This is a genomic window from Rhizobium sp. BK379 (genome assembly GCF_014193955.1).
Lineage (GTDB): Bacteria > Pseudomonadota > Alphaproteobacteria > Rhizobiales > Rhizobiaceae > Rhizobium.
This window is the reverse complement of the sequence record NZ_JACIAD010000002.1, coordinates 884,692-903,632: the sequence shown is the minus strand read 5'-3', so window position 1 is coordinate 903,632 and position 18,941 is coordinate 884,692. Positions and strand designations below refer to the sequence as shown.

The window sequence follows — 18,941 nt, the reverse complement described above, 5'->3', positions numbered from 1 at the left end:
ATGAGTGCAGCAATTCCCGCAAACGTCGTCGCCGTGCCCGCCGCCGAGCCTCTGAAGGCCGTGCGCGACTCGCGCCCGTTGCGCCTCATCACCTGCGGCAGCGTCGATGACGGCAAGTCCACCCTGATCGGCCGCCTGCTCTGGGACACCAAGGCAGTCAAGGAAGACCAGGCAGCAGCGCTTCGCCGCGATTCCACCGGCAAGCAGAACGATCTCGGCCTGCCCGATTTCGCGCTGCTGCTCGACGGCCTGCAGGCCGAGCGCGAACAGGGCATCACCATCGATGTCGCCTATCGCTATTTCTCGACCGACAAGCGCTCCTTCATCGTCGCCGACACACCCGGCCACGAGCAGTATACCCGCAACATGGCGACCGGCGCTTCGACCGCCGATCTTGCTGTGCTGCTGGTCGATGCCCGCGCCGGCATTCTCGAGCAGACGCGCCGCCATGCGACGATCGCCTCCTTGCTCGGCATCAAGCAGTTCGTACTCGCCGTCAACAAGATCGACCTGACGAACTATGACCGTGCCGGCTTCGACAAGATCACCCACGAGTTCAAGGAATTTGCGCTGTCGCTTGGCGTCAAGCAGATTACTGCGATCCCGATGTCGGCATTGAAGGGCGAGAACGTCGTCTATTCCGGCCAGGCAGCCATGCCGTGGTATAACGGCCCGACGCTGGTCGAGACGCTGGAACACGCAACCGTGCGCTCCGGCCAGTCGACCGGCTTTCGCCTCTCGGTACAGCGCGTCTCGCGCCCCGGCGAAAGCTTCCGCGGCTATCAGGGCACGGTTGCCGGCGGTTCGGTGAAGCCTGGTGACAGCGTCATGATCCTACCGTCGGGCATGGTCGCCAATGTCACCAAGATCGTCACCTTCGATCTGGTGCGCAATGCGGCCGTTGCCGGTGATGCGATCACGCTCGTTCTCGACCGTCAGGTGGATGTTTCGCGCGGCGACATGATCGTCTCGATCGACAGCCAGCCGCAGACCGGGCTTTCCTTCGACGCGCAGGTCGTTGCCCTGCAGCCCGAAGGCATTGAAGCCGGCAAGCGCTACTGGCTGAAGAGCGGCTCGCGCCGCCAGCGTGTCCAGGTCGAACCCGTCAGCCAGCTGGAGCTGAAGAGCGGTACCTGGAACTCGGCTCAGCGGCTCTACATGAACGCCATCGGCAAGGTGCGCCTGGTTTTCGACGAAGCCGCGATCTTCGATCCCTATGAACAGAACCGGGCCACCGGCTCCTTCATCCTGATCGACCCGGAGACCAACAACACGATCGCCGGCGGTATGGTGACCGGTAAGCGCGCCGACGTCAGCGGCCTTCATGGCAATGATGCCCGCGTGATCCTGTCGCTTCCGGCCGATCTCGCCGAGCAGATCATGGCAAGCGAGTTGTTCGCCAAGCGCAGTCACGAAGCGGAGGTGCGCCGCATGACGGCATCGGAAGCGGCCGAACTCTGGTCGAGCGCGGCAAGCGATATCTAAGAAAAAAGGGGCCGACTGGCCCCTTTTTTATTGCTTCGGCATCGAGCGTGTCGACCCGCGCTCGATGATCGAGAAGCCGAGATCGACCCTCTGCTCTTCCGGCGGCTCCTCGCGGATGGCGCGCAGCAGCATATCGGCGGCGCGGCGGCCGAGGTCATGACGCGGAACATGCACCGTCGTCAGGGATGGCGAGGTAAACTGCGCGAATTCCAGATCGTTGAAGCCGCAGATACCGAAATCATCCGGCACCTTGATGCCGCGTTCATTGCACTCGATCAGAGCGCCAAGAGCGAGATCATCATTTTGCGCGAGGATCGCATCGAGATCGGGCATCCGCTCCAGCAACTCGGTGAACAGTCGCCGTCCGAGACCGATGCTCGTGGAGCCGTCGACGCCGTGCATCAGCGATGGATTGCCGAGGCCAGCCTGGCGCATTGCCTCCTCATGTCCCGCACGACTGCGGCGCGAGCGGATGTCGCTTATCCCGCCGATGAAACCAATCCGCTTGTATCCTTTCGACAGGAGGAAACGGGTGGCGGCTGTCGCGGCCACATGATGCGACATGCCGACAAGCAGCGTTTCCGGCGGCTGGCTGAGATCGGCAACGTGGGCGACCGGAAAGGCGGCTGCATCCATCAGCATCGCAAGGCCATCATAATATTCCGCGTTCACGAGGATGATCCCGGCCGGCTTCTGCGCCAGGAAGGATTTGAACTGGCTGATTTCCTGATCCGCGTCGTTGAGGGTATTGGCATATTGCACGCGCAGATCCGTAGCGCGCAACCGCTCCTCGATGCCCATCATCACGCCGGTAAAGCAGGGGTGGTGAAGCGAGGGCGTTATGACCCCGACGATGCCGCTGTGACGGCCGGCAAGCGCGCGAGCGGCGAGATTGGGGATGTAACCCATTTCGTCGACAGTGCGCAGGATGACCTCGCGCAGCTCTTCTGAGACGATTTCGGGGTTGCGAAGCGCGCGCGATATGGTGATCGGACTGACCCCTACCCTCTTTGCGACGTCGCTCAGCTTCACATGGGAACCGCGCTTCTTTTCCCGCCCCGGCTTCACTGAATCCCTCATCGCTTCCCGCATGCCACCGCGAGCCCCGCCTCCCGTCGATTCGCAGCTTCCCTTTTCTGAAGAAAAATTAATTTAGAGTCCACTAACATTTTAAAGTCCATCTCAACCGAAACGCGAAAAAACATGAACAAATATCGCAAATGTTTCGGTTTAATACGTCGCTTGCAGGCTGATGGATCACGGAAAAGTGGAATATATTTCACTATTCTGGCGCCTCGCGAGGCAGGCAACACGAGCGCCGGGATAATTTCGGCAATGCTTGGCCAGTCAAGATTAAATTATAGTAATGTGTTACGATACCGTAATATAAACATGATCAATGTTTAATTTGTAAATCCCGCAGAACGGATCATATAGGTATCAAGCGCCAATTCTTACCGATCATAGTATTCGCCAAATAATACAGGCGAAATATAAGTAATCAACGGTAAAAGCTGGTGGAAATACTCGTTGACGCCAAGGTCCATGGCATGGAACCAAGACGCCATTCAATGCCAACGCTCTCGCAAGGGACTTCCACTATGTCAAACATTCTTCGCAAGCACCGGGCCGCAGCACTTGTCGGAGCGGCCATCGTTCTCGGCGCGGCCTCGCTGCCGTTTGCCCTTTCCTCTTCCTCGACGGCTCTTGCCGCGCCGGCTGAGGCAGGGGGCGTTCTTACCTCCAGCGGCTCCTTTGCTGCCGTCGTCGATGCCGACAAGCCGGCCGTTGTGACCATCACCACCACGATGAAGGCCACCAATACCAGTGCAGACGGTTCGCCGATGGACGAGCAGTTCCGGCAATTCTTCGAACAGCAGGGTATTCCGCTGCCACATCAGGCACCGCAGCAGCAACAGCCGCAGCAGCATGCCATGGCGCTCGGCTCCGGTTTCGTCATCAGCCCCGACGGCGTGATCGTTACCAACAACCACGTCATCGACAACGCCATCGACATCAAGGTCACGCTCGACGACGGTACCGAACTGCCGGCCAAGCTGCTCGGCGCCGATCCCAAGTCCGACCTCGCCGTTCTGAAGGTCCAGGCTCCGCATCCGCTTGCCACCGTCGCCTGGGGCGATTCCGACAAGCTGAAGCTCGGCGACCAGATCCTGGCCATCGGCAATCCGTTCGGCATCGGCACCACGGTAACGGCGGGCATCGTCTCGGCCCGTGGCCGCGACCTGCACAGCGGCCCGTACGATGATTTCATCCAGATCGATGCGCCGATCAACCATGGCAATTCCGGTGGTCCGCTGGTCGATCGTGATGGCAATGTCGTCGGCATCAATACCGCCATCTACTCGCCAAACGGCGGCAGCGTCGGCGTCGGCTTCGCCATTCCTTCCTCCGAAGCAAAGGTGATCGTTGCCAAGCTGCAGAAGGACGGTTCGATCGATCACGGCTATCTCGGCGTGCAAATCCAGCCGGTCACCCAGGATGTCGCCGATGCTGTCGGTCTCTCCAAGGCTGAAGGCGCGCTGGTTGCCGCCGTCACCAACGGGACGCCTGCCGCCCATGCCGGGATCAAGACAGGTGACATCGTAACCGCCGTCGGCAGCGAAAATGTCAAGACGCCGAAGGATCTGTCGCGCCTCGTTGCCGACCTGTCGCCGGGTGCGAAGGAAACGCTGGCCGTCTGGCGTGACGGCAAGACGGTCGATCTCAACGTGACCGTCGGCGGCAATGAAGACACGCAGAAGCAGGCCGCCGTCGAAAGCAGCGATGATCAGGGCCAGGCTGCCGGTCAGCCGAGCCTCGGCATCGGCCTTGCCGACCTGACGCCTGATATCCGCCAGCAGCTGAACCTGCCCCACAGCGTTGCCGGCGCCGTCGTTGCCAACGTCAACCCGGACAAGTCAGCCGCTGCTGCCGGCATCCAGCCCGGCGACGTGATCGTCTCGGTCAACGACAAGCCGGTGCACGACGCCCGTGACGTCAAGACCGCCGTTGCCGATGCCGGCAAGTCCGGCCGCAAGTCGGTGCTGCTCCTGATCGAACGCGGCGGCAACAAGACCTTCGTGGCCGTGCCCTTCGCCGCCGCTTGAAGGGCACCCACGTGAGCACTGCGCCCGGACCCGCTCCGGGCGCATGTGTTCTCAGCTCAGGATCCGATCGAGATCGGCTGCCAGTCTTTGAACGGCAGCCGTTTCCGCTTGGGAGATACCGAAAAGGATGCCGGGGTCGGCTTTGCCGATGAAGAAGGCTGACATCGGCATCAGTCCATAGCCTAACGCATTGGCCTTGGCGACGAACGCCCGGTCGTCCACCGTCTGGTCGCAAAACCAGGCGGCAAGCTGCAGTCCGCCATTGCCACCCGAAACGGCCAGCCTGCCCGCGAAACGGCTCTCCAGCATGTCGGTCATCAAGACCATGCGTTCGGCATATTGCTGGTTCATGCGCCTGAGATAGGCACGCAGCCGGCCTTCATTGATGAAATCGGCAAGAGCCGCCTGAATATGAGTGGCGACGGCAACACCTCTGCGATGCAGCGCTTCCGACGCCTCCGGCACCAGCCAGCGTGGCACGACAACGTAGGCGACGCGCAGGCCGGGAGCCAGCACCTTGGAGAAGGTGCCGATGTAGGCCACGACTTCCGCCCTGTCGATGCCCTGCAGGGCGGCGATCGGCCGCGAGCCATATTGAAAGTCGCTGTCATAATCATCCTCGACAACGAGGCTTTCGTGCCGGCGTGCAGCTTCCAGCAGTGCCAGCCGCCGCGGCAGGCTCAGCGTCGCGCCGGTCGGATACTGGTGCGATGGCGTCACGTAGATCAGCGCCGGCTGCGGGCCTTCCACCCTGGAGACGTCGATGCCCTGCTCATCGCAGGGGACCGGCACGATGTCGGCACCTGCATCGTCGAGCAGCAGGCGGGCGGCGCTATAGCCCGGGTCTTCCATCCATGCGGTCTTGCGCCCGCTCCTTCTCAGCATTGCCCTTGCGAGCATGTCGATCGCCGCGCGCGTAGAGGGCACGATCATGACCTGCCCCGGCTCGGCGACCACGCCGCGCGTCGTCGAGATATGTTCGAGGATCGCTTCGCGCAACTCGCCGATCCCCGTCGGGTTCTCATAGCCGAGATGATGGCTGCGCAGAGACCGGCTGGACGAAGCGAGGTGACGGCTCCAGGCACCATGCGGGAAATCCGATACATCGGACACACCGGGCCGGAACAGGCCGCGGTAGGAGGGCCGGTCCGATCTCGCCTCCTCAAGAGGAGCGCGGTCGTCCCGCTGGCGTTCCGGCCGCATGCGTTCGAGGGCGGCAACCCGTGTCGCCGCACCGGCGGAGGCCTCGATATAACCTTCGGATTTCAGCCGCTCATAAGCTTCCACCGCCGTAGACCGCGCGACCTCGAGCGAGGCCGCTAGAGCGCGAGTCGACGGCAATTTGTGTCCGGCCGGAAGCTGGCCGAGCAGGATTCGGTCGCGCAGGCTTCGATAAATCTGGCCGGACAGATCGCCGCCGCTTCGATCGAGGTTCAGCCATGCAGGTGCCGATGTCATCAGTCAACTGGTCTGCCAATAAGTTTAAAACTGGACTTTTACTCCAGTCCATTTGCAAGGCAAGAGCAGCGGGAGTTCAATGCATCACTTCAATGGGACGACGGATATGACAAAGGAACTTACCGACTGGAAGGGTGTTTCGCGCCCCGACCGCGCGCCGATTGAAGGCCGCTACACCCGCCTGGAGCCACTGGATGCCGCAAAGCACGGCGCCGATCTGCTCCGCTCTGCGCAACAGCCGGGCGCTGAAGACCGCTTCCGCTATCTCTTCGAACAGGCACCGGCCGATATGGAAGCCTTCATGCCCTGGCTGGAAAAATCCGTCGCGAGCGAAGACCCGCTGTTCTTTGCCGTGGTCGACAAGGCGACGGGACGTGCCGAAGGCCGGCAGGGGCTGATGCGGATCGATACCGCCAATGGCGTGATCGAGATCGGCAACATTCTCTGGGGACCTGAGATCGCGCGCAAGCGGGTGGCGACCGAAGCGCTCTATCTTTGCGCCGCTTACGTCTTCGACACACTCGGCTACCGCCGTTTCGAGTGGAAATGTAACAACCTCAACGAACCTTCGAAGCGCGCGGCACAACGCTTCGGCTTCGCCTTCGAAGGCATCTTCCGCCACCACATGGTGCAAAAGGGGCGCAACCGCGACACCGCCTGGTTTGCGATGACGGACGGCGACTGGCCGAAGCTGAAGGCGGGATACGAGGCATGGCTGGCACCTGAGAATTTCGACGCCGAGGGCCAGCAGAAGAGCAAGCTCAGCTTCCAATAGAGATCCAAAGCGTCTCACGATCTTTCAGATGGACGTGTCACGCGCCTTGGTCTTCTGTGTCGCACGTGCTTATCGCAAAACGCAGTGCACGTTTGCGCGAGCACTGCCACCCGCGGCGATTAAAAATCCGCCGCCCTGATGACAATAACTTCATTGCTACCAATATGTTCAGGGGTCCCAGTTGAGGTTAAGGATTGGGCCGCTCATTCAACGCACGAAGTTATTCCGTCAGGAGATCACATGACCAGCTCGTCCGACTATACGCCCCCCAAGATCTGGACCTGGGACAAGGAAAACGGCGGCCAATTCGCCAGCATCAACCGCCCGATTGCCGGGCCGACCCGTGAAAAGGAACTGCCGGTCGGCCGGCACCCGCTGCAGCTCTATTCGCTGGGAACGCCGAATGGCGTGAAAGTGACGATCATGCTGGAAGAGCTGCTGGCGCTTGGCCATAGCGGCGCGGAATACGATGCCTGGCTGATCAGGATCGGCGATGGCGACCAGTTCGGCAGCGGTTTCGTCGAGGTCAACCCGAACTCCAAGATCCCGGCGCTGATGGACCGCAGCGGCGAGAAGCCTGTTCGGATCTTCGAATCCGGCGCGATCCTCACCTATCTTGCGGAAAAATTCGACGCCTTCCTACCGACCGATCCGGCCAAGCGCGCCGAATGTTTCTCCTGGCTGTTCTGGCAGGTAGGCAGCGCGCCCTATCTCGGCGGCGGCTTCGGCCATTTTTATGCCTATGCACCGACGAAGATCGAATATGCGATCAACCGGTTCGCCATGGAGACCAAGCGTCAGCTCGACGTGCTCGACCGGCGTCTCGCCGAGAGCAAATATATCGCCGGCGACGAGTTCACCATCGCCGACATGGCGATCTGGCCCTGGTATGGTGGCCTCGTGAAAGGCTGGATGTACGGTGATTCCGCCGAATTCCTGCAGGTGCAGGAGTACAAGCACATGAACCGCTGGGCCGACATGATCGGCGACCGCCCGGCCGTCAAGCGCGGTCGCATGGTCAACCGCGTCAGCGGCGAGCCCTCGAGCCAGCTCCACGAGCGCCATAACGCCAGCGACTTCGAGACCAAGACGCAGGACAAGCTGCAGGCAGCCGGCTGACGGGATCAAAGGTCAGGCGCGCCGTTGCGGACGGCGTGCCTGCGTTCGGAGAAAAAACGGCGCGAGGCGGAAATCGCAAATTTTCCCACTAAAAATGATGGGTTTTTAGGCGAACTGTACCGAATCCGGCAAAAGTGCCCTCGCCTCATTCTTCCAGTCTTGCTGAAATGCCCAAGCTCTCCTGCCACCTTTCGGAGAGCTTTCCCCATCTACCCCGCCGAAAGCCACCGGCGGGGCTTTTTTATTCCAGCGTCAGAGAACGGGGAACTCTCACCCGCGTCGGAGCGGACTGGCGCCGACGATCATGAGCAAAGCTTTGGGTGAAAGAGATTCCAGTCAGCGCCACTTCGGCTGAGGTTTCGGAGCATTCGCCTGGATCTCATGGAGCGGTGCCCGATGGCCCAGGAGCTTCTTGAGCTTCTCCTCCTCGGCCGGGCCTATGCCGAATTTTCGGCAATGCTCGGTGATGTCCTGATCTTTCGGGCCGGGAATTCGAACTTGTCGATTGTTCATCTTCTTCATTGATGCTTCCTCCTCCGAAGGAAACCAGCTTAGCGCCAATTTGTTCGTTAGCAAAATCTAAAATTCCGGGCTTGCATGGTTCAAACCGGTGCATTTGCGGGAACGATCTGATGGGCGTGGCGAGCGCGTCCCAGGGGACATTGAGGAAGGACAGAAAGCCAGAAAAGAAAAAACCCCGCCGAAGCGGGGTTTTCGGCTGGTCGGAGTGGAGTGATTCGAACACTCGACCCCCACGTCCCGAACGTGGTGCGCTACCAGACTGCGCTACACTCCGTGACCAGCGGCGCCTCTATAGACCGGCCTATTATGTTGCGCAAGCACCAAAATTCAAAAAGGCGCGGGAATTTTTGACGGGCTCGTGACAAGGTGTTTCAGCCCACCGTGCAGCAAAAAGCCACACCCTCGGCAAATTCTTCAGAAGCGGCCAAGTGGCAATTTTCTTTTGCCGGGTTACAGGCTAAAGGGCTTGACGGGACAGGCGAAACCGTCGCGAAGGCGGCTTCGCAGCCACTGGCTAGATATCAGGGACGACACGATGAAACTCCGCACCATGACCGGGGCCGCCGCGCTTGCGATTGCGCTTGCCGGATGCACCACCATACCTTCCGCCGGCAACCCGATCGAGGCGCGCTGGGTCGGCCAGTCGGCCGGCAAGTTCTTTGCCGCCTATGGCCCGCCGCTCAGCGACCGCGACGAAGGCTCCTCGACGATCTACACCTGGAAGGGCGGTTACAAGACGGTGCGCGTGCCCGCGAAATATGCCGAAGGTGCTGACGGCAAGCGCGGCAAGCAGATTGCGAGCGCCCGCACGCTTTATCTGCGCTGCCAGGCCGAAATCACCACCAGTTCCGACTATACGATCCGCGATATCCGCACCGTCACCGATATCCCCGGTGTGAACGGTCCTTCCTACTGCGCCGAATTCCTGGCGCCGGAACAGAAGTAAACCGGATTATTCGTCCGATAATGCCAACAGGCGGCCCGCAAGCCGCCTGTTTTGTTTTCACTTATGATCACTGCTGCCGGAGAATGAAGCCGGTTTTACGCCGCCTGCTCCGGCTGGGCCGCGCTCTCGGCCAATCTGCGCGCCGTCACAAAATCCACCTTCCCAGAGCCGAGGACCGGCACATTGCCGATGTTAACCTCGGCCGGCACCATCATGTCCATGGCGCCCTTCGATTTGGCGAAAGCGAGGAATTCGGCGCGAGTGGCAGTCGGCGCATCGGTCAGAAGTACGAGCCGCTCGCCCTTCTTTGCGTCCGGAATCGAGGAGACGACCGAAAGAGCGCCTGGCCAGAGTTCTGCGGCAAGGGCCTCGACCGCCGCGAGAGATATCATCTCGCCGCCGATCTTGGCAAAGCGCTTGGCGCGGCCGCGGATCTTGACGAAACCGTCCTCGTCGATGGTGACGATGTCTCCGGTATCATGCCAGCCGTCTACAAGCGGTTCGAGCACACCGGGATTTTCGGCACGCAGATAGCCGGCCATGACGTTGGCGCCGCGGACGACGAGGCGGCCACCGTCATCGATGCCGGGTACGGGTTCGAGCTTCCATTCCATGCCCGGCAGGATTTTGCCGACAGTGCCGGACTTGTTGTACATCGGCGTGTTGATCGAAATCACCGGCGCCGTCTCGGTGACGCCATAGCCTTCCAGAATGCGCAGGCCGAATTTCTCCATGTAGGTGGCGCGGGTGGACGCCTTCACCGGCTCGGCACCGGAGAAAATATAGCGGATGGAGCGGAAGTCGTAAGGGTGGGCCGTCCGGCTGTAGCCGTTGAGGAAGGTATCGGTGCCGAAGATGATCGTAGCATTCGAGACATAGATCAGTTCCGGCACGATGCGGTAGTGCAGCGGCGACGGATAGAAATAGACCGGCACACCCGAGATCAGCGGCAGCACGGTGCCGGCCGTCAGCCCGAAGGAGTGGAAGACCGGCAGGATGTTGAACACCTTGTCGCCGCTGTGGAAATCGATGCGGGCGGCGGCCTGGGCTGCATTCGACAGGATGTTGCGATGGGTCAGCACCACGCCCTTCGGCGTACCTTCTGAGCCCGAGGTGAAAAGTATGACGGCCGGATCATCAGGCTTGCGCTTCACCAGCGGCCGTGCCTTGTGCAGATAGCCCCTGATCTTGCTCACAAGGCCGATTTCGGTGCGGAGATCGTCAAGCCAGACGATCTTAACCTGCTTTTCCATCTCCTCGATGACCGGGCCGAGCTTGGCCTGGGTCACGAAGGCGCGGGATGTTAGGACATGCTTCACCTCCGCCGCCTTGCAGGCGGACAGGATATTGGCCGCACCGGCGGTGAAATTCAGCATGGCCGGCACCTTGCCTGCCGTCATCACGCCGAGGAGCGTTGCGGCGGCGCCATTGGCGTTCGGCAGCATGACGCCGAGATTGCGTTCCGGGAACATGCTGCGGAATTTCGCACCGAGCACGGCAGCACCCGTCAGCAGTTTGCCGTAAGTGAGCTTGCCGGTGACCGGATCCTCGACGGCGAGTTTGCTCATGCCGAATTCGTGGCTCGCCTCGATGATGCGATCGATGACGGTCGAGGATGTATCGGCGGTCCTGAACATTAGGTTCGACATGACCTGGTAGAGGGCGGCACCGGCTGCCGTGCGGCGCTTGCGGCCCTTGAGTTCGGCCGGAACTTCGAGCTTCACCGGTTCGAGAATGGTGACCTTGACCTTGGGGAACAGCCGGCGGCGGATCTTGCCGTCGTTGAGGTAAGAGAGATAGCTCTTCTCCAGGCCGTCGATGCGCACCGGCACCACCATCGCTCCGGTCTTGTCGGCAACCATGGCGGCGCCGTCATAAACCTTCATCAGCGTGCCGGTTACTGTCAGGCGCCCCTCGGGAAAGATACCGATCGGGCTGCCGTCCTGCACCACCTTGATCAGCGAGCGCGTTGCCATAGGCTTGGTCGGATCGAGCGGCAGGAATTTGCACATTTTCAGGAAGGGTCTTACCCACCAGGCTTGGGCGATCTTGTAATCGACCGCAAAGACCGGCTCTTCCTCGGTGATGGCGAGCGCCAGCGCACCGTCGAGCAGGCTGACGTGATTGAGCGCGATGATCGGGGCCGGCCCTGCTTTCTTGATATTTTCGAGGCCTTCGACTTCCAGCCGCATGAAGGCACGGAACAGGATCGAGACGAAATCGCGGAAGGCATTGGTCGGCAGCGTCTTCAGCATCAGCCAGGCAACGGCGAAATTGATGATGCCGAGGCCGATCAGGATCTGCGGAATAGAGGCACCAAGGGCCTGGACAACGGCAACAGCACCAAGGCCGACAGTGATGAAGAGCGCCGACAGGACATTGGCGGCACCGATGACGCGGGCGCGGCGGTCCTCATGCGCCCAGGTCTGCAGCGCGGCGAAAGTCGGAACTGCGATGAAGGCGCCTGATATCGCCATGCCGGCGAGATCGATTGCGACGCGGATCGTGTTTTGGCCGGCGAAGAAAGCCAGGATGGTTGTCGCATGGCTGGTCGATTGCAGACCCCACAGGTTCCAGGCGAGATCGAGGCTGAAGATGGCAAGCAGAGCCGTGCCGATCGGCGCAGGCAGAAGCACAATGCGGCCTGATGACATCCAGGCGGCGATGGCGGAGCCCACTGCGACTGCGACGGCAAAGACCGTCAGATAGGCCGGCACGACAATTTCCGAACCACCGAGCAATTCGGTGACCATGGTCGGCAGGATAGACAGCACGAATGCGCCGACCAGCCAGAACCAGCAGTTCATCAGCGCCGAACGCCACAGGCGCTTGTCGCTGCGAATTTCCATGACGAGGTTGTAGCTGGAGCGGATGACGTTGGTATCGATCTCGAGATCGGGAGCCTTGGAGCCGGTTGCCGGGATCATCCGGCTGGCAAACCAGCACAGCACCGAAAGACCGATCATCATCGTGCCGAAGACGAGGACATTGTCTCCGCCGGAAAAGGCGAATGCGGCAACGATGGTGCCGCCGAGGATGGCGATGAAGGTGCCGCCCTCGATCCAGGCATTGGCCTTCGGCAGGTCGCGGCGTTCCAGGTGATCAGGCAGAATGCCGTATTTGATCGGGCCGAAAAGCGCGGAGATGACGCCAAAGCCAAACAACGCCGCCATCAGGATCCAGATGGAGGAGAAGGCAAGACCGACGACAGCAACGACCGCCACCGCAATCTCGCATCTCTTCAGGAGTTCGGCGACCTTGGCCTTGTCGTGCTTGTCGGCGAGTTCGCCGCCGATTGCCGAGAGCAACAGGAATGGAATGATCAGGACGACGCCGGCAAGTGTGACCAGTGCCGCGCCCTCGGCAGCCGACATCTGGAAGAGGATCAGGAATACAAGAGTATTCTTCAGGAAGTTGTCGTTGAACGCGGTGAGGAACTGCGTCCAGAACAGCGGCGCGAATTTCCTTGATGTCATCAGGTTGGTTTGCACGGCAGATCCTCCATTGGCTCGCAGAGAAGGCCACAGAGTTGTTACGCAAGAGTTGAGTATAGCAACAACTCTGTGGTGTAGTTAATGAAGATTAGTCTTCACCGTTACGATTGAACTTGACGAGCAGCTTCTCGGTGCGGGCGTCTTCAACCTTGCGGATCAGCTTTTCGGATTCAGCATTGTCGCGCAGCGTCTTGGTTATATTCACCGTCGTCTGAACCAGCATCAGGATGCCCATTGCCAGGTAGCCTTTGCCCCAGAGATCGAGCGGCATCATATAGAGGCCGAGCGCCAGCATGAAGGCTGCGGCGCCGAAGGAGATGTAGGAGAAGCTGACCCAGCTGGCGGAGTGTTTCTGGAAACTGTCGTTCATTGTCGTGATTCCCTCAGGTTTGATGATGCTGATTTTAAGCGGCGGGGTTGATGCGGCTGCGCAGGCGGGCGAGCACGTCATCGGCGGAAGAGCGCAACGGCGCACCGCATCCGGCATTGGCAAGCTTCTCGATGATGCCGGCAGGAGCGGTCGAAGTCTCCATCGCCCTTAGGGCCGAGGCCGTCATCTCATTCTGGTTCTGGCGGATGCGAAGGCGCGCAAGCGTCTCCTCGGCATCGTCAAGCGTCGCAAGGCCTGTGCCGGCAACGACGGCATCGAGCTTCTGCGTCTCTTCGGTGGCGCGGGCCAAACGCTCGCCACGCTGTAGTTCCTGCAACCGCATTTCGGAGATGCGGACAATTCCCTTCAGCTTGTCGATAGCAGTCGTGAACTGCGCCTGGGCCTTTTCGGATTGATCGCGCTCGGCCTCGAGATAGGCGATCGCTTCGGCAGCCTCACGGGCCAGTACTTCATTGCCCTTGGCAAGCGCAGCAGCGGCGCGGGTCTCGAGATCGTCGATCCGGGAAACGATCGTTGCGTGCTGAGCCCGCTCCTGCTCGTTCTGGGCAATGGCGATCGCCACGCTGCGGCGGGCCGACTGGATCGATTGTGCGGCATCACGGATCTGCTGGGCGAGGAGAGGTACGGCATTGCAGTCGGCAAAGGCCTGTTCGGCATCGTAAGCCCTGCCCCGCAACAAAGTCGAAATCAGTTTGAACATTTCTTTCCTCCGGTTTATGAACGTTGTTCACGAGTTGAGTTATGGCAGAATCATGAACGCCGTTCAAGAATAATTTTGAACGTCGTTCATGAAGTCGAAGCGAGATGGTTAATGGCCGGGAAAAGAGAAGAAAAACGCGAAGATCTGAGGGCGCGGCTGATCGATGCGGCACGAAGCCGGATTATGCGAGAGGGGCTTGCAAACCTCAGGGCGCGCGAGATCACCCAGGATGCCGGCTGTGCGCTCGGCGGCCTCTATACGGTCTTCGCCGACCTCGCCGAACTCGTCATCCATGTGAATTCCACGACGCTGAAGGCGCTGGAAGCAAGGCTCACCTTGCCCGAGACCAGGGACAGGACACCGACGGACCGGTTGCGCAATCTGGCGCAGGGATATTTAGGTTTCGCAGTGGAAAACCGGAACCTCTGGAAAGCGCTCTTCGAGCACTACCCGCCTGAAACCAGCCCGACGCCGCAATGGCATCTCGATGAACATCTCTTCCTGATGGACGTGATCGCAGAACCGCTCGCCGAGCTGCAGCCTGATATGACGGCGGAAGACAGAGCGATACGCGCCCGCACGCTGTTCGGCGCCGTACATGGCGTCGTCAGCATCAGTCTCGAAGGCCGCTTCGTCGGTCTGCCGGCCGAGCGCCTTGCGCGGGAAGTAGATGAGCTTGTGGTGACGATTGCCGCGGGTGCGGCGACAAGGCGTTTACAAGCTACTTGAACGTTGTGGCTGGGGCGCCTGGATTCGAACCAGGGGATGGCGGTACCAAAAACCGCTGCCTTACCGCTTGGCTACGCCCCACCAGAGCTGAAGCGAATGCCGCTTCGCCAAAACGTGGCCTGATTAGCAAAGGTCGGTCTGCCCCACAATCACTAAGTTCACTGCGACGTCATATTTGTATGCGCGGCCATGCCGGCATGGTAGGACTGCAAGCATCGAACCGCCAATGGAGACACCGTTGAGCCAATATCGCGCCCGTCCACCAGCGCTTGCGACGCTGATCCTCGATGATGCCATCGTGCGCATCACCCAGTGGGATTTCGAGCCGGGTGCCGATACTGGCGTCCATACGCATGGCTTCGGCTATGTGGTCGTGCCGATGACCGATTGCCAGTTCCTGATCGAGGATGCCGAGGGCAGCCGGCGGGTGGATGTGGCCAAAGGGGCTGCCTATCGCCGCGAGGCCGGTACCGAGCACAATGTCGTCAATGCCGGCGAGCAGCCCATGTCCTTCATCGAGATCGAATATAAATAGACATGTCCGGCGCGAACTTCGATCTTTTCTTCGATCCGGCCTATGGGCGGGCGGTTCCGGTCGCAGAGGGCATCCAGCGCCTGACGGCGAATAATCCGAGCCCTTTCACCTTTCACGGCACGAACAGCTATATCGTCGGCGGCTCATCGGTCGCCGTTATCGATCCGGGACCGGCGAATGCGGCACATTTCGACGCGCTGATGACAGCGCTTGCCGGCCGGCAAGTGACGCATATTTTCATCAGCCATACTCATCGGGACCACTCGCCGCTTGCAAAACGGCTGAAGGCGGAAACCGGCGCGCTGACGGTCGGCGAAGGACCGCACCGCCCCTCGCGGCCGCTGCGCGAGGGCGAAGTCAACCCCTTTGCCGAAAGCTCCGATACGGATTTTGTGCCCGATATCGCTATTTGTGACGGGCAGACGATTTCCGGCGACGGCTGGGCGCTGACGGGGGTGCTGACGCCCGGCCACACGGCCAATCACGCAGCCTTCGCGCTCGAGGGAAGCGGCATCCTTTTTTCCGGCGATCATGTGATGGCCTGGGCAACGACGATCGTCGCACCGCCGGACGGATCCATGGCGGACTATATGGCCTCGCTCGACAAGCTGCTTGCCCACGATGACGGCCTGTTGCTGCCCGGCCATGGCGGGCCGGTGACTTCGCCTGCGCCCTTCCTGCGCGGGCTGAAGACCCATCGGCGCCTGCGGGAACGCTCGATCATCGAACGTATCCGGACGGGGGAAAGCACCATCCCCAGGATGGTCGAGATGATCTACCGCGATACCGATAAGCGACTGCATGGCGCGGCGGCACTTTCGGTACTGGCGCATATCGAAGAACTGATGGAGCGTGGCGAAGTCACCGCCGATGGGCCGCCTTCGCTTGTTGCGCATTATCGGTTGGCCGGAGGCTGAGAATGGCAAGGTCCGCGGATTACACCTATCGCGACGATCCTTCCGTGCCGGCCTTTGCTGATGACAAGCCGCTGATCCTCTTCGATGGCGAATGTGTCTTCTGCTCCGGCTGGGTTCAGTTCCTGTTGAAGCGGGACAAGGAAAAGCGCTACCGCTTCATCGTCGCCCAGACGCCGCTCGGCGAGGCGCTCTACCGGCACTACGGGCTGGAGACGCGGGATTACGAGACCAATCTGCTGATCGACAAGGGCCGTGCCTATTACAAATCCGATGCGACGATCCGGATGCTGGAAGGGCTTGGTTTGCCCTGGGCTCTGGCCGGTGTGTTGCGGATCGTGCCGCGGCGGATTGCGGATGTCGTCTATGGGATGGTTGCGCGGAACCGGTTGAGGATTGCAGGGCGGCGGGAGAGTTGCATGGTGCCGACGGCTGACGTGCGGGAGCGGTTTTTGGGGTAGTCTCCCTAAGCCTCGGTGCATGATAGCGGACAAGTTCCTGGTAAGGGCGTTTTCGTGTGCCTCACCGTATCCCGGCCCTTCGCATGGCTCAGGGCGTTCGGCCCTGCAATCGATCCACTGGATCGATTACTGCCGCTTTGCGGCACCGGGGCTCACCCACCCGCAATCCCGAGAAGCTCTGAATCGAGGGCACCAAGATATTGCTCGGCCTCTTCGGCGCTGAAGCCAAGGTCGTGCTGGCCATAGCGGGAGGCGACGCGCACGTCGACGAAGGTGGTTTCGGCCTCTTCGCGCAGGCGGATGATGAAATCGAAACGCAGGCCGAGGACGAGGGTGCGGGTCGTGCCTTGCAGGATCACGCCATTGGCGCCGCGGATCATCTTCGCCACATCATCCTCATAGGGGCGCGGCGTCGGCACCGGGATGACATCGGGCGAATCAGCCACACCGCTTTCCGGCTGGGCCGGAACCGGCTTGTCCTCAAGCTCGCGGCCGGGCGTCGTATCGCCTTCGCTTTTGGTGATGGTGACGCCGTTCTGCTTGGCGACCTTCTTCACGGCCTCCAGAACACGGTCGAGCGCTCCGTCGTAACGGCGGCCCGTGAGCTCCGGATAGGCGGAAAGCTGCTTCTCGCGGTCGCCTGAGGTCACGACCGGTTCACGAGGCAGCCAGATCTGGTCGGCCTGCGGCGTCGACAGCCAGTCAGGCGCGGAGGCGGTATCCGTGGTCACGTCGTAGATTGCCGGCAGGGTGAAATAGCGCTCCGCCGCAAAGGCGCCGATGCCGAGCGGAAAGGCGGCATAGATGAGCGCCGCCAGCGCATTCGTCCCGCCCTCGGCACCGGTCATCCAGAGGCTGCGCAGGCCGATGGCAGCCAAGAGGGTCGCGAGGACCGCGCAGCCGACAGAAACGAGCAGCACGAGGATGAGATAGGGTGTCGCCAGACCGCCGAAGCGATGGGCAATCAGCACCGCTACCGAGAGCACGAGCGCAAACGCCCCGAAATGCCGCGATAAGCGGGCAGCGCTGGAAACGGGACGATCGAAACGGATGGCCATCAAAACTACCGGTTGGTCGGCGGCGAGCAATCGAATGAAGCTGCAGCCATCGACTTTTCTAGTGCAAGATTCGTCTAAATTGAAACTCTTGTCTGAGCATTGACGAAGCAATCCACGTCAAAGGTTCAAGTCTGAGGGCGCTCCCTCTGTAAGCTATTGCTGATATGCCGTAAAAAGGCCATTCTACCGGGGTCTGATACATGTCCCACGAAACAGGAGAGACAGATGATCTCGTCCGAAATGAGGGAAAGGCCGCAGGCATCTTCGCTTGGCGGCATCGAGCGTGGCGAGCCGCTCTTGCCGCTGGAACTTCTCGAACTCGAACTCTCGCTGGAAGGCTATGCCGATGGCGAGGCCGGATTCTGCGAAGCGGTGCGCAGAGCTGCTGCCGAAACCCGAGGCGAATTTCTCTTCGACCTGCCGGCGGCGGGGCTCGTCGAAGATTGCAGGCGAATCGCCGTGCTGCGCATCCCGACGTCGGATAAGACGATGCGGGTGGTTCTGGCCTTGCTCGACCAGAACGGTACGGAAATCCGAATGCAGGCGCCCGATGAGGACACCGAACATCTGGTGCGCTTCGCCGATGCCTTCATCGAGGTCCTCGAGCGCATCTGAATCCCAAGCGTGTCGTTAGCGCAAACCCGCTGCAGATTTTTGCGGGCCATGCTTCAATCGCGGCCGGCCGCAGCTTCCGCGAGCGAGCGGAAAGGAAATTTGCGGCCGCATTCGCATTTCAGCATGAATGTTTCCTGATGCACCGAGGGGCGCTGCACAAAGAAGCCGCGCGGCAGCTGATCGACTTTGAAATCGGGTGTCTTGCGCTTGGCATCATCAATCTCGGAGGCCTCCGCAAAGCCGCTATTGCCGCATTGCGGACAGGTGAGTTTTTTCGAGAATCGATCGCGGATCGCCATGGTGCTCTTTCCTGTGAGTTGCCTTTGCTCTTACATAGGAATGCATGGCGGTGAAAGTGGAACCAAGCCTGCACCCTGCCGTTCCTTCTTCAGTGAAGGAGGTAAATCATGCCCAACAGAGACCCCATTCCGGCACCGGGCGCAGAGTCGCCGCTTGGCCCGCAGCCGACACCGGGTATTCCCGATCGCATCCAGGAAAAGCCGCCGTTGACCCCGGCCCAGGATCCGAGCGATACGAAAAACCCAGAGGATCCGCCGCTCAATCCGGCCCTTCTGCCGATCGGTGACCCCGCGGGCGCAGCCTGATAATATAGTCGGGTTGACGACGTCAGA

Annotated in this window: 19 protein-coding genes and 2 tRNA genes; 11 read left to right on the top strand and 10 right to left on the bottom strand. The window is 60.8% G+C overall.

Annotated features, from left to right (window positions below; translation table 11 throughout):
* Entirely contained in the window at window positions 1-1,485 is a 1,485-nt protein-coding gene (cysN, locus tag FHT93_RS15440; RefSeq protein ID WP_183848212.1) for a sulfate adenylyltransferase subunit CysN, read from the top strand.
* Window positions 1,486-1,512: 27 nt separating this feature from the next.
* On the opposite strand, the gene FHT93_RS15435 is transcribed toward cysN, so the two are convergent.
* A complete protein-coding gene (locus FHT93_RS15435; RefSeq protein WP_113015054.1) occupies window positions 1,513-2,565 on the bottom strand; it encodes a LacI family DNA-binding transcriptional regulator in 1,053 nt (350 codons plus the stop codon).
* A gap of 521 nt (window positions 2,566-3,086) precedes the next feature.
* On the opposite strand from FHT93_RS15435, the gene FHT93_RS15430 reads away from it, so the two are divergent.
* Window positions 3,087-4,592 carry a DegQ family serine endoprotease gene (locus tag FHT93_RS15430; protein WP_183848210.1) on the top strand — a complete coding sequence of 502 codons (1,506 nt, stop codon included), beginning with the start codon at window positions 3,087-3,089 and terminating at the stop codon, window positions 4,590-4,592.
* 51 nt (window positions 4,593-4,643) lie between these two features.
* On the opposite strand, the gene FHT93_RS15425 is transcribed toward FHT93_RS15430, so the two are convergent.
* Complete coding sequence (locus FHT93_RS15425; RefSeq protein ID WP_183848208.1) at window positions 4,644-6,050, bottom strand: PLP-dependent aminotransferase family protein; 1,407 nt, start codon at window positions 6,048-6,050, stop codon at window positions 4,644-4,646.
* Between the two features lie 106 nt (window positions 6,051-6,156).
* On the opposite strand from FHT93_RS15425, the gene FHT93_RS15420 reads away from it, so the two are divergent.
* Entirely contained in the window at window positions 6,157-6,825 is a 669-nt protein-coding gene (locus FHT93_RS15420) for a GNAT family protein (RefSeq protein ID WP_183848206.1), read from the top strand.
* Window positions 6,826-7,065: 240 nt separating this feature from the next.
* The gene (yghU, locus tag FHT93_RS15415) at window positions 7,066-7,944 is read left to right on the top strand and encodes a glutathione-dependent disulfide-bond oxidoreductase (protein ID WP_183848204.1); all 879 of its coding nucleotides are present in this window, start codon (window positions 7,066-7,068) and stop codon (window positions 7,942-7,944) included.
* 336 nt (window positions 7,945-8,280) lie between these two features.
* On the opposite strand, the gene FHT93_RS15410 is transcribed toward yghU, so the two are convergent.
* Both FHT93_RS15410 and FHT93_RS15405 read right to left on the bottom strand, forming a co-directional pair.
* Window positions 8,281-8,466, bottom strand: coding sequence for a hypothetical protein (locus tag FHT93_RS15410; RefSeq protein ID WP_112542999.1), 186 nt, complete (start codon window positions 8,464-8,466; stop codon window positions 8,281-8,283).
* Window positions 8,467-8,663: 197 nt separating this feature from the next.
* A tRNA-Pro gene (locus FHT93_RS15405) sits at window positions 8,664-8,740 on the bottom strand.
* A 261-nt stretch (window positions 8,741-9,001) separates the two neighbouring features.
* On the opposite strand from FHT93_RS15405, the gene FHT93_RS15400 reads away from it, so the two are divergent.
* Window positions 9,002-9,412: a hypothetical protein gene (locus FHT93_RS15400; protein ID WP_112542998.1), complete on the top strand. Its 411-nt coding sequence runs from the start codon at window positions 9,002-9,004 to the stop codon at window positions 9,410-9,412.
* Between the two features lie 95 nt (window positions 9,413-9,507).
* Here the strand turns inward: FHT93_RS15400 and FHT93_RS15395 are convergent, their stop codons facing one another.
* The 3 genes from FHT93_RS15395 to FHT93_RS15385 form a co-directional block, all read right to left on the bottom strand.
* Window positions 9,508-12,903, bottom strand: a complete 3,396-nt coding sequence (locus FHT93_RS15395; protein WP_183848202.1) for an acyl-[ACP]--phospholipid O-acyltransferase — start codon at window positions 12,901-12,903, stop codon at window positions 9,508-9,510.
* A gap of 91 nt (window positions 12,904-12,994) precedes the next feature.
* Window positions 12,995-13,276: a YiaA/YiaB family inner membrane protein gene (locus FHT93_RS15390; RefSeq protein ID WP_008529123.1), complete on the bottom strand. Its 282-nt coding sequence runs from the start codon at window positions 13,274-13,276 to the stop codon at window positions 12,995-12,997.
* Window positions 13,277-13,310: 34 nt separating this feature from the next.
* Complete coding sequence (locus tag FHT93_RS15385) at window positions 13,311-13,997, bottom strand: PspA/IM30 family protein (protein WP_113014989.1); 687 nt, start codon at window positions 13,995-13,997, stop codon at window positions 13,311-13,313.
* Between the two features lie 111 nt (window positions 13,998-14,108).
* Between FHT93_RS15385 and FHT93_RS15380 the strand changes: the two genes are divergently transcribed.
* Window positions 14,109-14,726, top strand: coding sequence for a TetR/AcrR family transcriptional regulator (locus FHT93_RS15380; RefSeq protein ID WP_112542995.1), 618 nt, complete (start codon window positions 14,109-14,111; stop codon window positions 14,724-14,726).
* Between the two features lie 6 nt (window positions 14,727-14,732).
* On the opposite strand, the gene FHT93_RS15375 is transcribed toward FHT93_RS15380, so the two are convergent.
* Window positions 14,733-14,807: transfer RNA gene (locus tag FHT93_RS15375), tRNA-Gln, on the bottom strand.
* Between the two features lie 157 nt (window positions 14,808-14,964).
* Between FHT93_RS15375 and FHT93_RS15370 the strand changes: the two genes are divergently transcribed.
* From FHT93_RS15370 to FHT93_RS15360, 3 genes are read left to right on the top strand one after another with little or no spacing between them, the layout of a single operon-like run.
* Window positions 14,965-15,261 carry a cupin domain-containing protein gene (locus FHT93_RS15370; protein ID WP_112542994.1) on the top strand — a complete coding sequence of 99 codons (297 nt, stop codon included), beginning with the start codon at window positions 14,965-14,967 and terminating at the stop codon, window positions 15,259-15,261.
* 2 nt (window positions 15,262-15,263) lie between these two features.
* The gene (locus tag FHT93_RS15365; RefSeq protein WP_113014990.1) at window positions 15,264-16,178 is read left to right on the top strand and encodes an MBL fold metallo-hydrolase; all 915 of its coding nucleotides are present in this window, start codon (window positions 15,264-15,266) and stop codon (window positions 16,176-16,178) included.
* Window positions 16,179-16,180: 2 nt separating this feature from the next.
* Window positions 16,181-16,636 (top strand): thiol-disulfide oxidoreductase DCC family protein, encoded by a 456-nt coding sequence (locus FHT93_RS15360; protein WP_113014991.1) that lies wholly within the window; start codon window positions 16,181-16,183, stop codon window positions 16,634-16,636.
* A gap of 152 nt (window positions 16,637-16,788) precedes the next feature.
* Here FHT93_RS15360 and FHT93_RS15355 read toward each other — a convergent pair whose 3' ends face one another.
* Window positions 16,789-17,694 (bottom strand): DUF1499 domain-containing protein, encoded by a 906-nt coding sequence (locus FHT93_RS15355; protein WP_113015056.1) that lies wholly within the window; start codon window positions 17,692-17,694, stop codon window positions 16,789-16,791.
* Between the two features lie 225 nt (window positions 17,695-17,919).
* Between FHT93_RS15355 and FHT93_RS15350 the strand changes: the two genes are divergently transcribed.
* Window positions 17,920-18,309, top strand: a complete 390-nt coding sequence (locus FHT93_RS15350; RefSeq protein WP_112542991.1) for a hypothetical protein — start codon at window positions 17,920-17,922, stop codon at window positions 18,307-18,309.
* Between the two features lie 53 nt (window positions 18,310-18,362).
* Here the strand turns inward: FHT93_RS15350 and FHT93_RS15345 are convergent, their stop codons facing one another.
* On the bottom strand, window positions 18,363-18,608 hold the full coding sequence (locus FHT93_RS15345; RefSeq protein WP_007818080.1) for a hypothetical protein: 246 nt from the start codon (window positions 18,606-18,608) through the stop codon (window positions 18,363-18,365).
* Window positions 18,609-18,716: 108 nt separating this feature from the next.
* Here FHT93_RS15345 and FHT93_RS15340 point away from each other — a divergent pair, with 108 nt between their 5' ends.
* Window positions 18,717-18,914: a hypothetical protein gene (locus FHT93_RS15340; protein WP_113014992.1), complete on the top strand. Its 198-nt coding sequence runs from the start codon at window positions 18,717-18,719 to the stop codon at window positions 18,912-18,914.
* Window positions 18,915-18,941 lie beyond the last annotated feature (27 nt).

Coding starts and splice junctions, on each gene's coding strand:
- FHT93_RS15435 (WP_113015054.1), bottom strand. CDS start 2,565: ATGAGGGATTCAGTGAAGCCGGGGCGGGAAAAGAAGCGCGGTTCCCAT.
- FHT93_RS15420 (WP_183848206.1), top strand. CDS start 6,157: ATGACAAAGGAACTTACCGACTGGAAGGGTGTTTCGCGCCCCGACCGC.
- FHT93_RS15350 (WP_112542991.1), top strand. CDS start 17,920: ATGATCTCGTCCGAAATGAGGGAAAGGCCGCAGGCATCTTCGCTTGGC.
- FHT93_RS15340 (WP_113014992.1), top strand. CDS start 18,717: ATGCCCAACAGAGACCCCATTCCGGCACCGGGCGCAGAGTCGCCGCTT.
- FHT93_RS15410 (WP_112542999.1), bottom strand. CDS start 8,466: ATGAAGAAGATGAACAATCGACAAGTTCGAATTCCCGGCCCGAAAGAT.
- FHT93_RS15385 (WP_113014989.1), bottom strand. CDS start 13,997: ATGTTCAAACTGATTTCGACTTTGTTGCGGGGCAGGGCTTACGATGCC.
- cysN (WP_183848212.1), top strand. CDS start 1: ATGAGTGCAGCAATTCCCGCAAACGTCGTCGCCGTGCCCGCCGCCGAG.
- FHT93_RS15390 (WP_008529123.1), bottom strand. CDS start 13,276: ATGAACGACAGTTTCCAGAAACACTCCGCCAGCTGGGTCAGCTTCTCC.
- FHT93_RS15365 (WP_113014990.1), top strand. CDS start 15,264: ATGTCCGGCGCGAACTTCGATCTTTTCTTCGATCCGGCCTATGGGCGG.
- FHT93_RS15360 (WP_113014991.1), top strand. CDS start 16,181: ATGGCAAGGTCCGCGGATTACACCTATCGCGACGATCCTTCCGTGCCG.
- FHT93_RS15430 (WP_183848210.1), top strand. CDS start 3,087: ATGTCAAACATTCTTCGCAAGCACCGGGCCGCAGCACTTGTCGGAGCG.
- FHT93_RS15400 (WP_112542998.1), top strand. CDS start 9,002: ATGAAACTCCGCACCATGACCGGGGCCGCCGCGCTTGCGATTGCGCTT.
- FHT93_RS15380 (WP_112542995.1), top strand. CDS start 14,109: ATGGCCGGGAAAAGAGAAGAAAAACGCGAAGATCTGAGGGCGCGGCTG.
- yghU (WP_183848204.1), top strand. CDS start 7,066: ATGACCAGCTCGTCCGACTATACGCCCCCCAAGATCTGGACCTGGGAC.
- FHT93_RS15355 (WP_113015056.1), bottom strand. CDS start 17,694: ATGGCCATCCGTTTCGATCGTCCCGTTTCCAGCGCTGCCCGCTTATCG.
- FHT93_RS15425 (WP_183848208.1), bottom strand. CDS start 6,050: ATGACATCGGCACCTGCATGGCTGAACCTCGATCGAAGCGGCGGCGAT.
- FHT93_RS15345 (WP_007818080.1), bottom strand. CDS start 18,608: ATGGCGATCCGCGATCGATTCTCGAAAAAACTCACCTGTCCGCAATGC.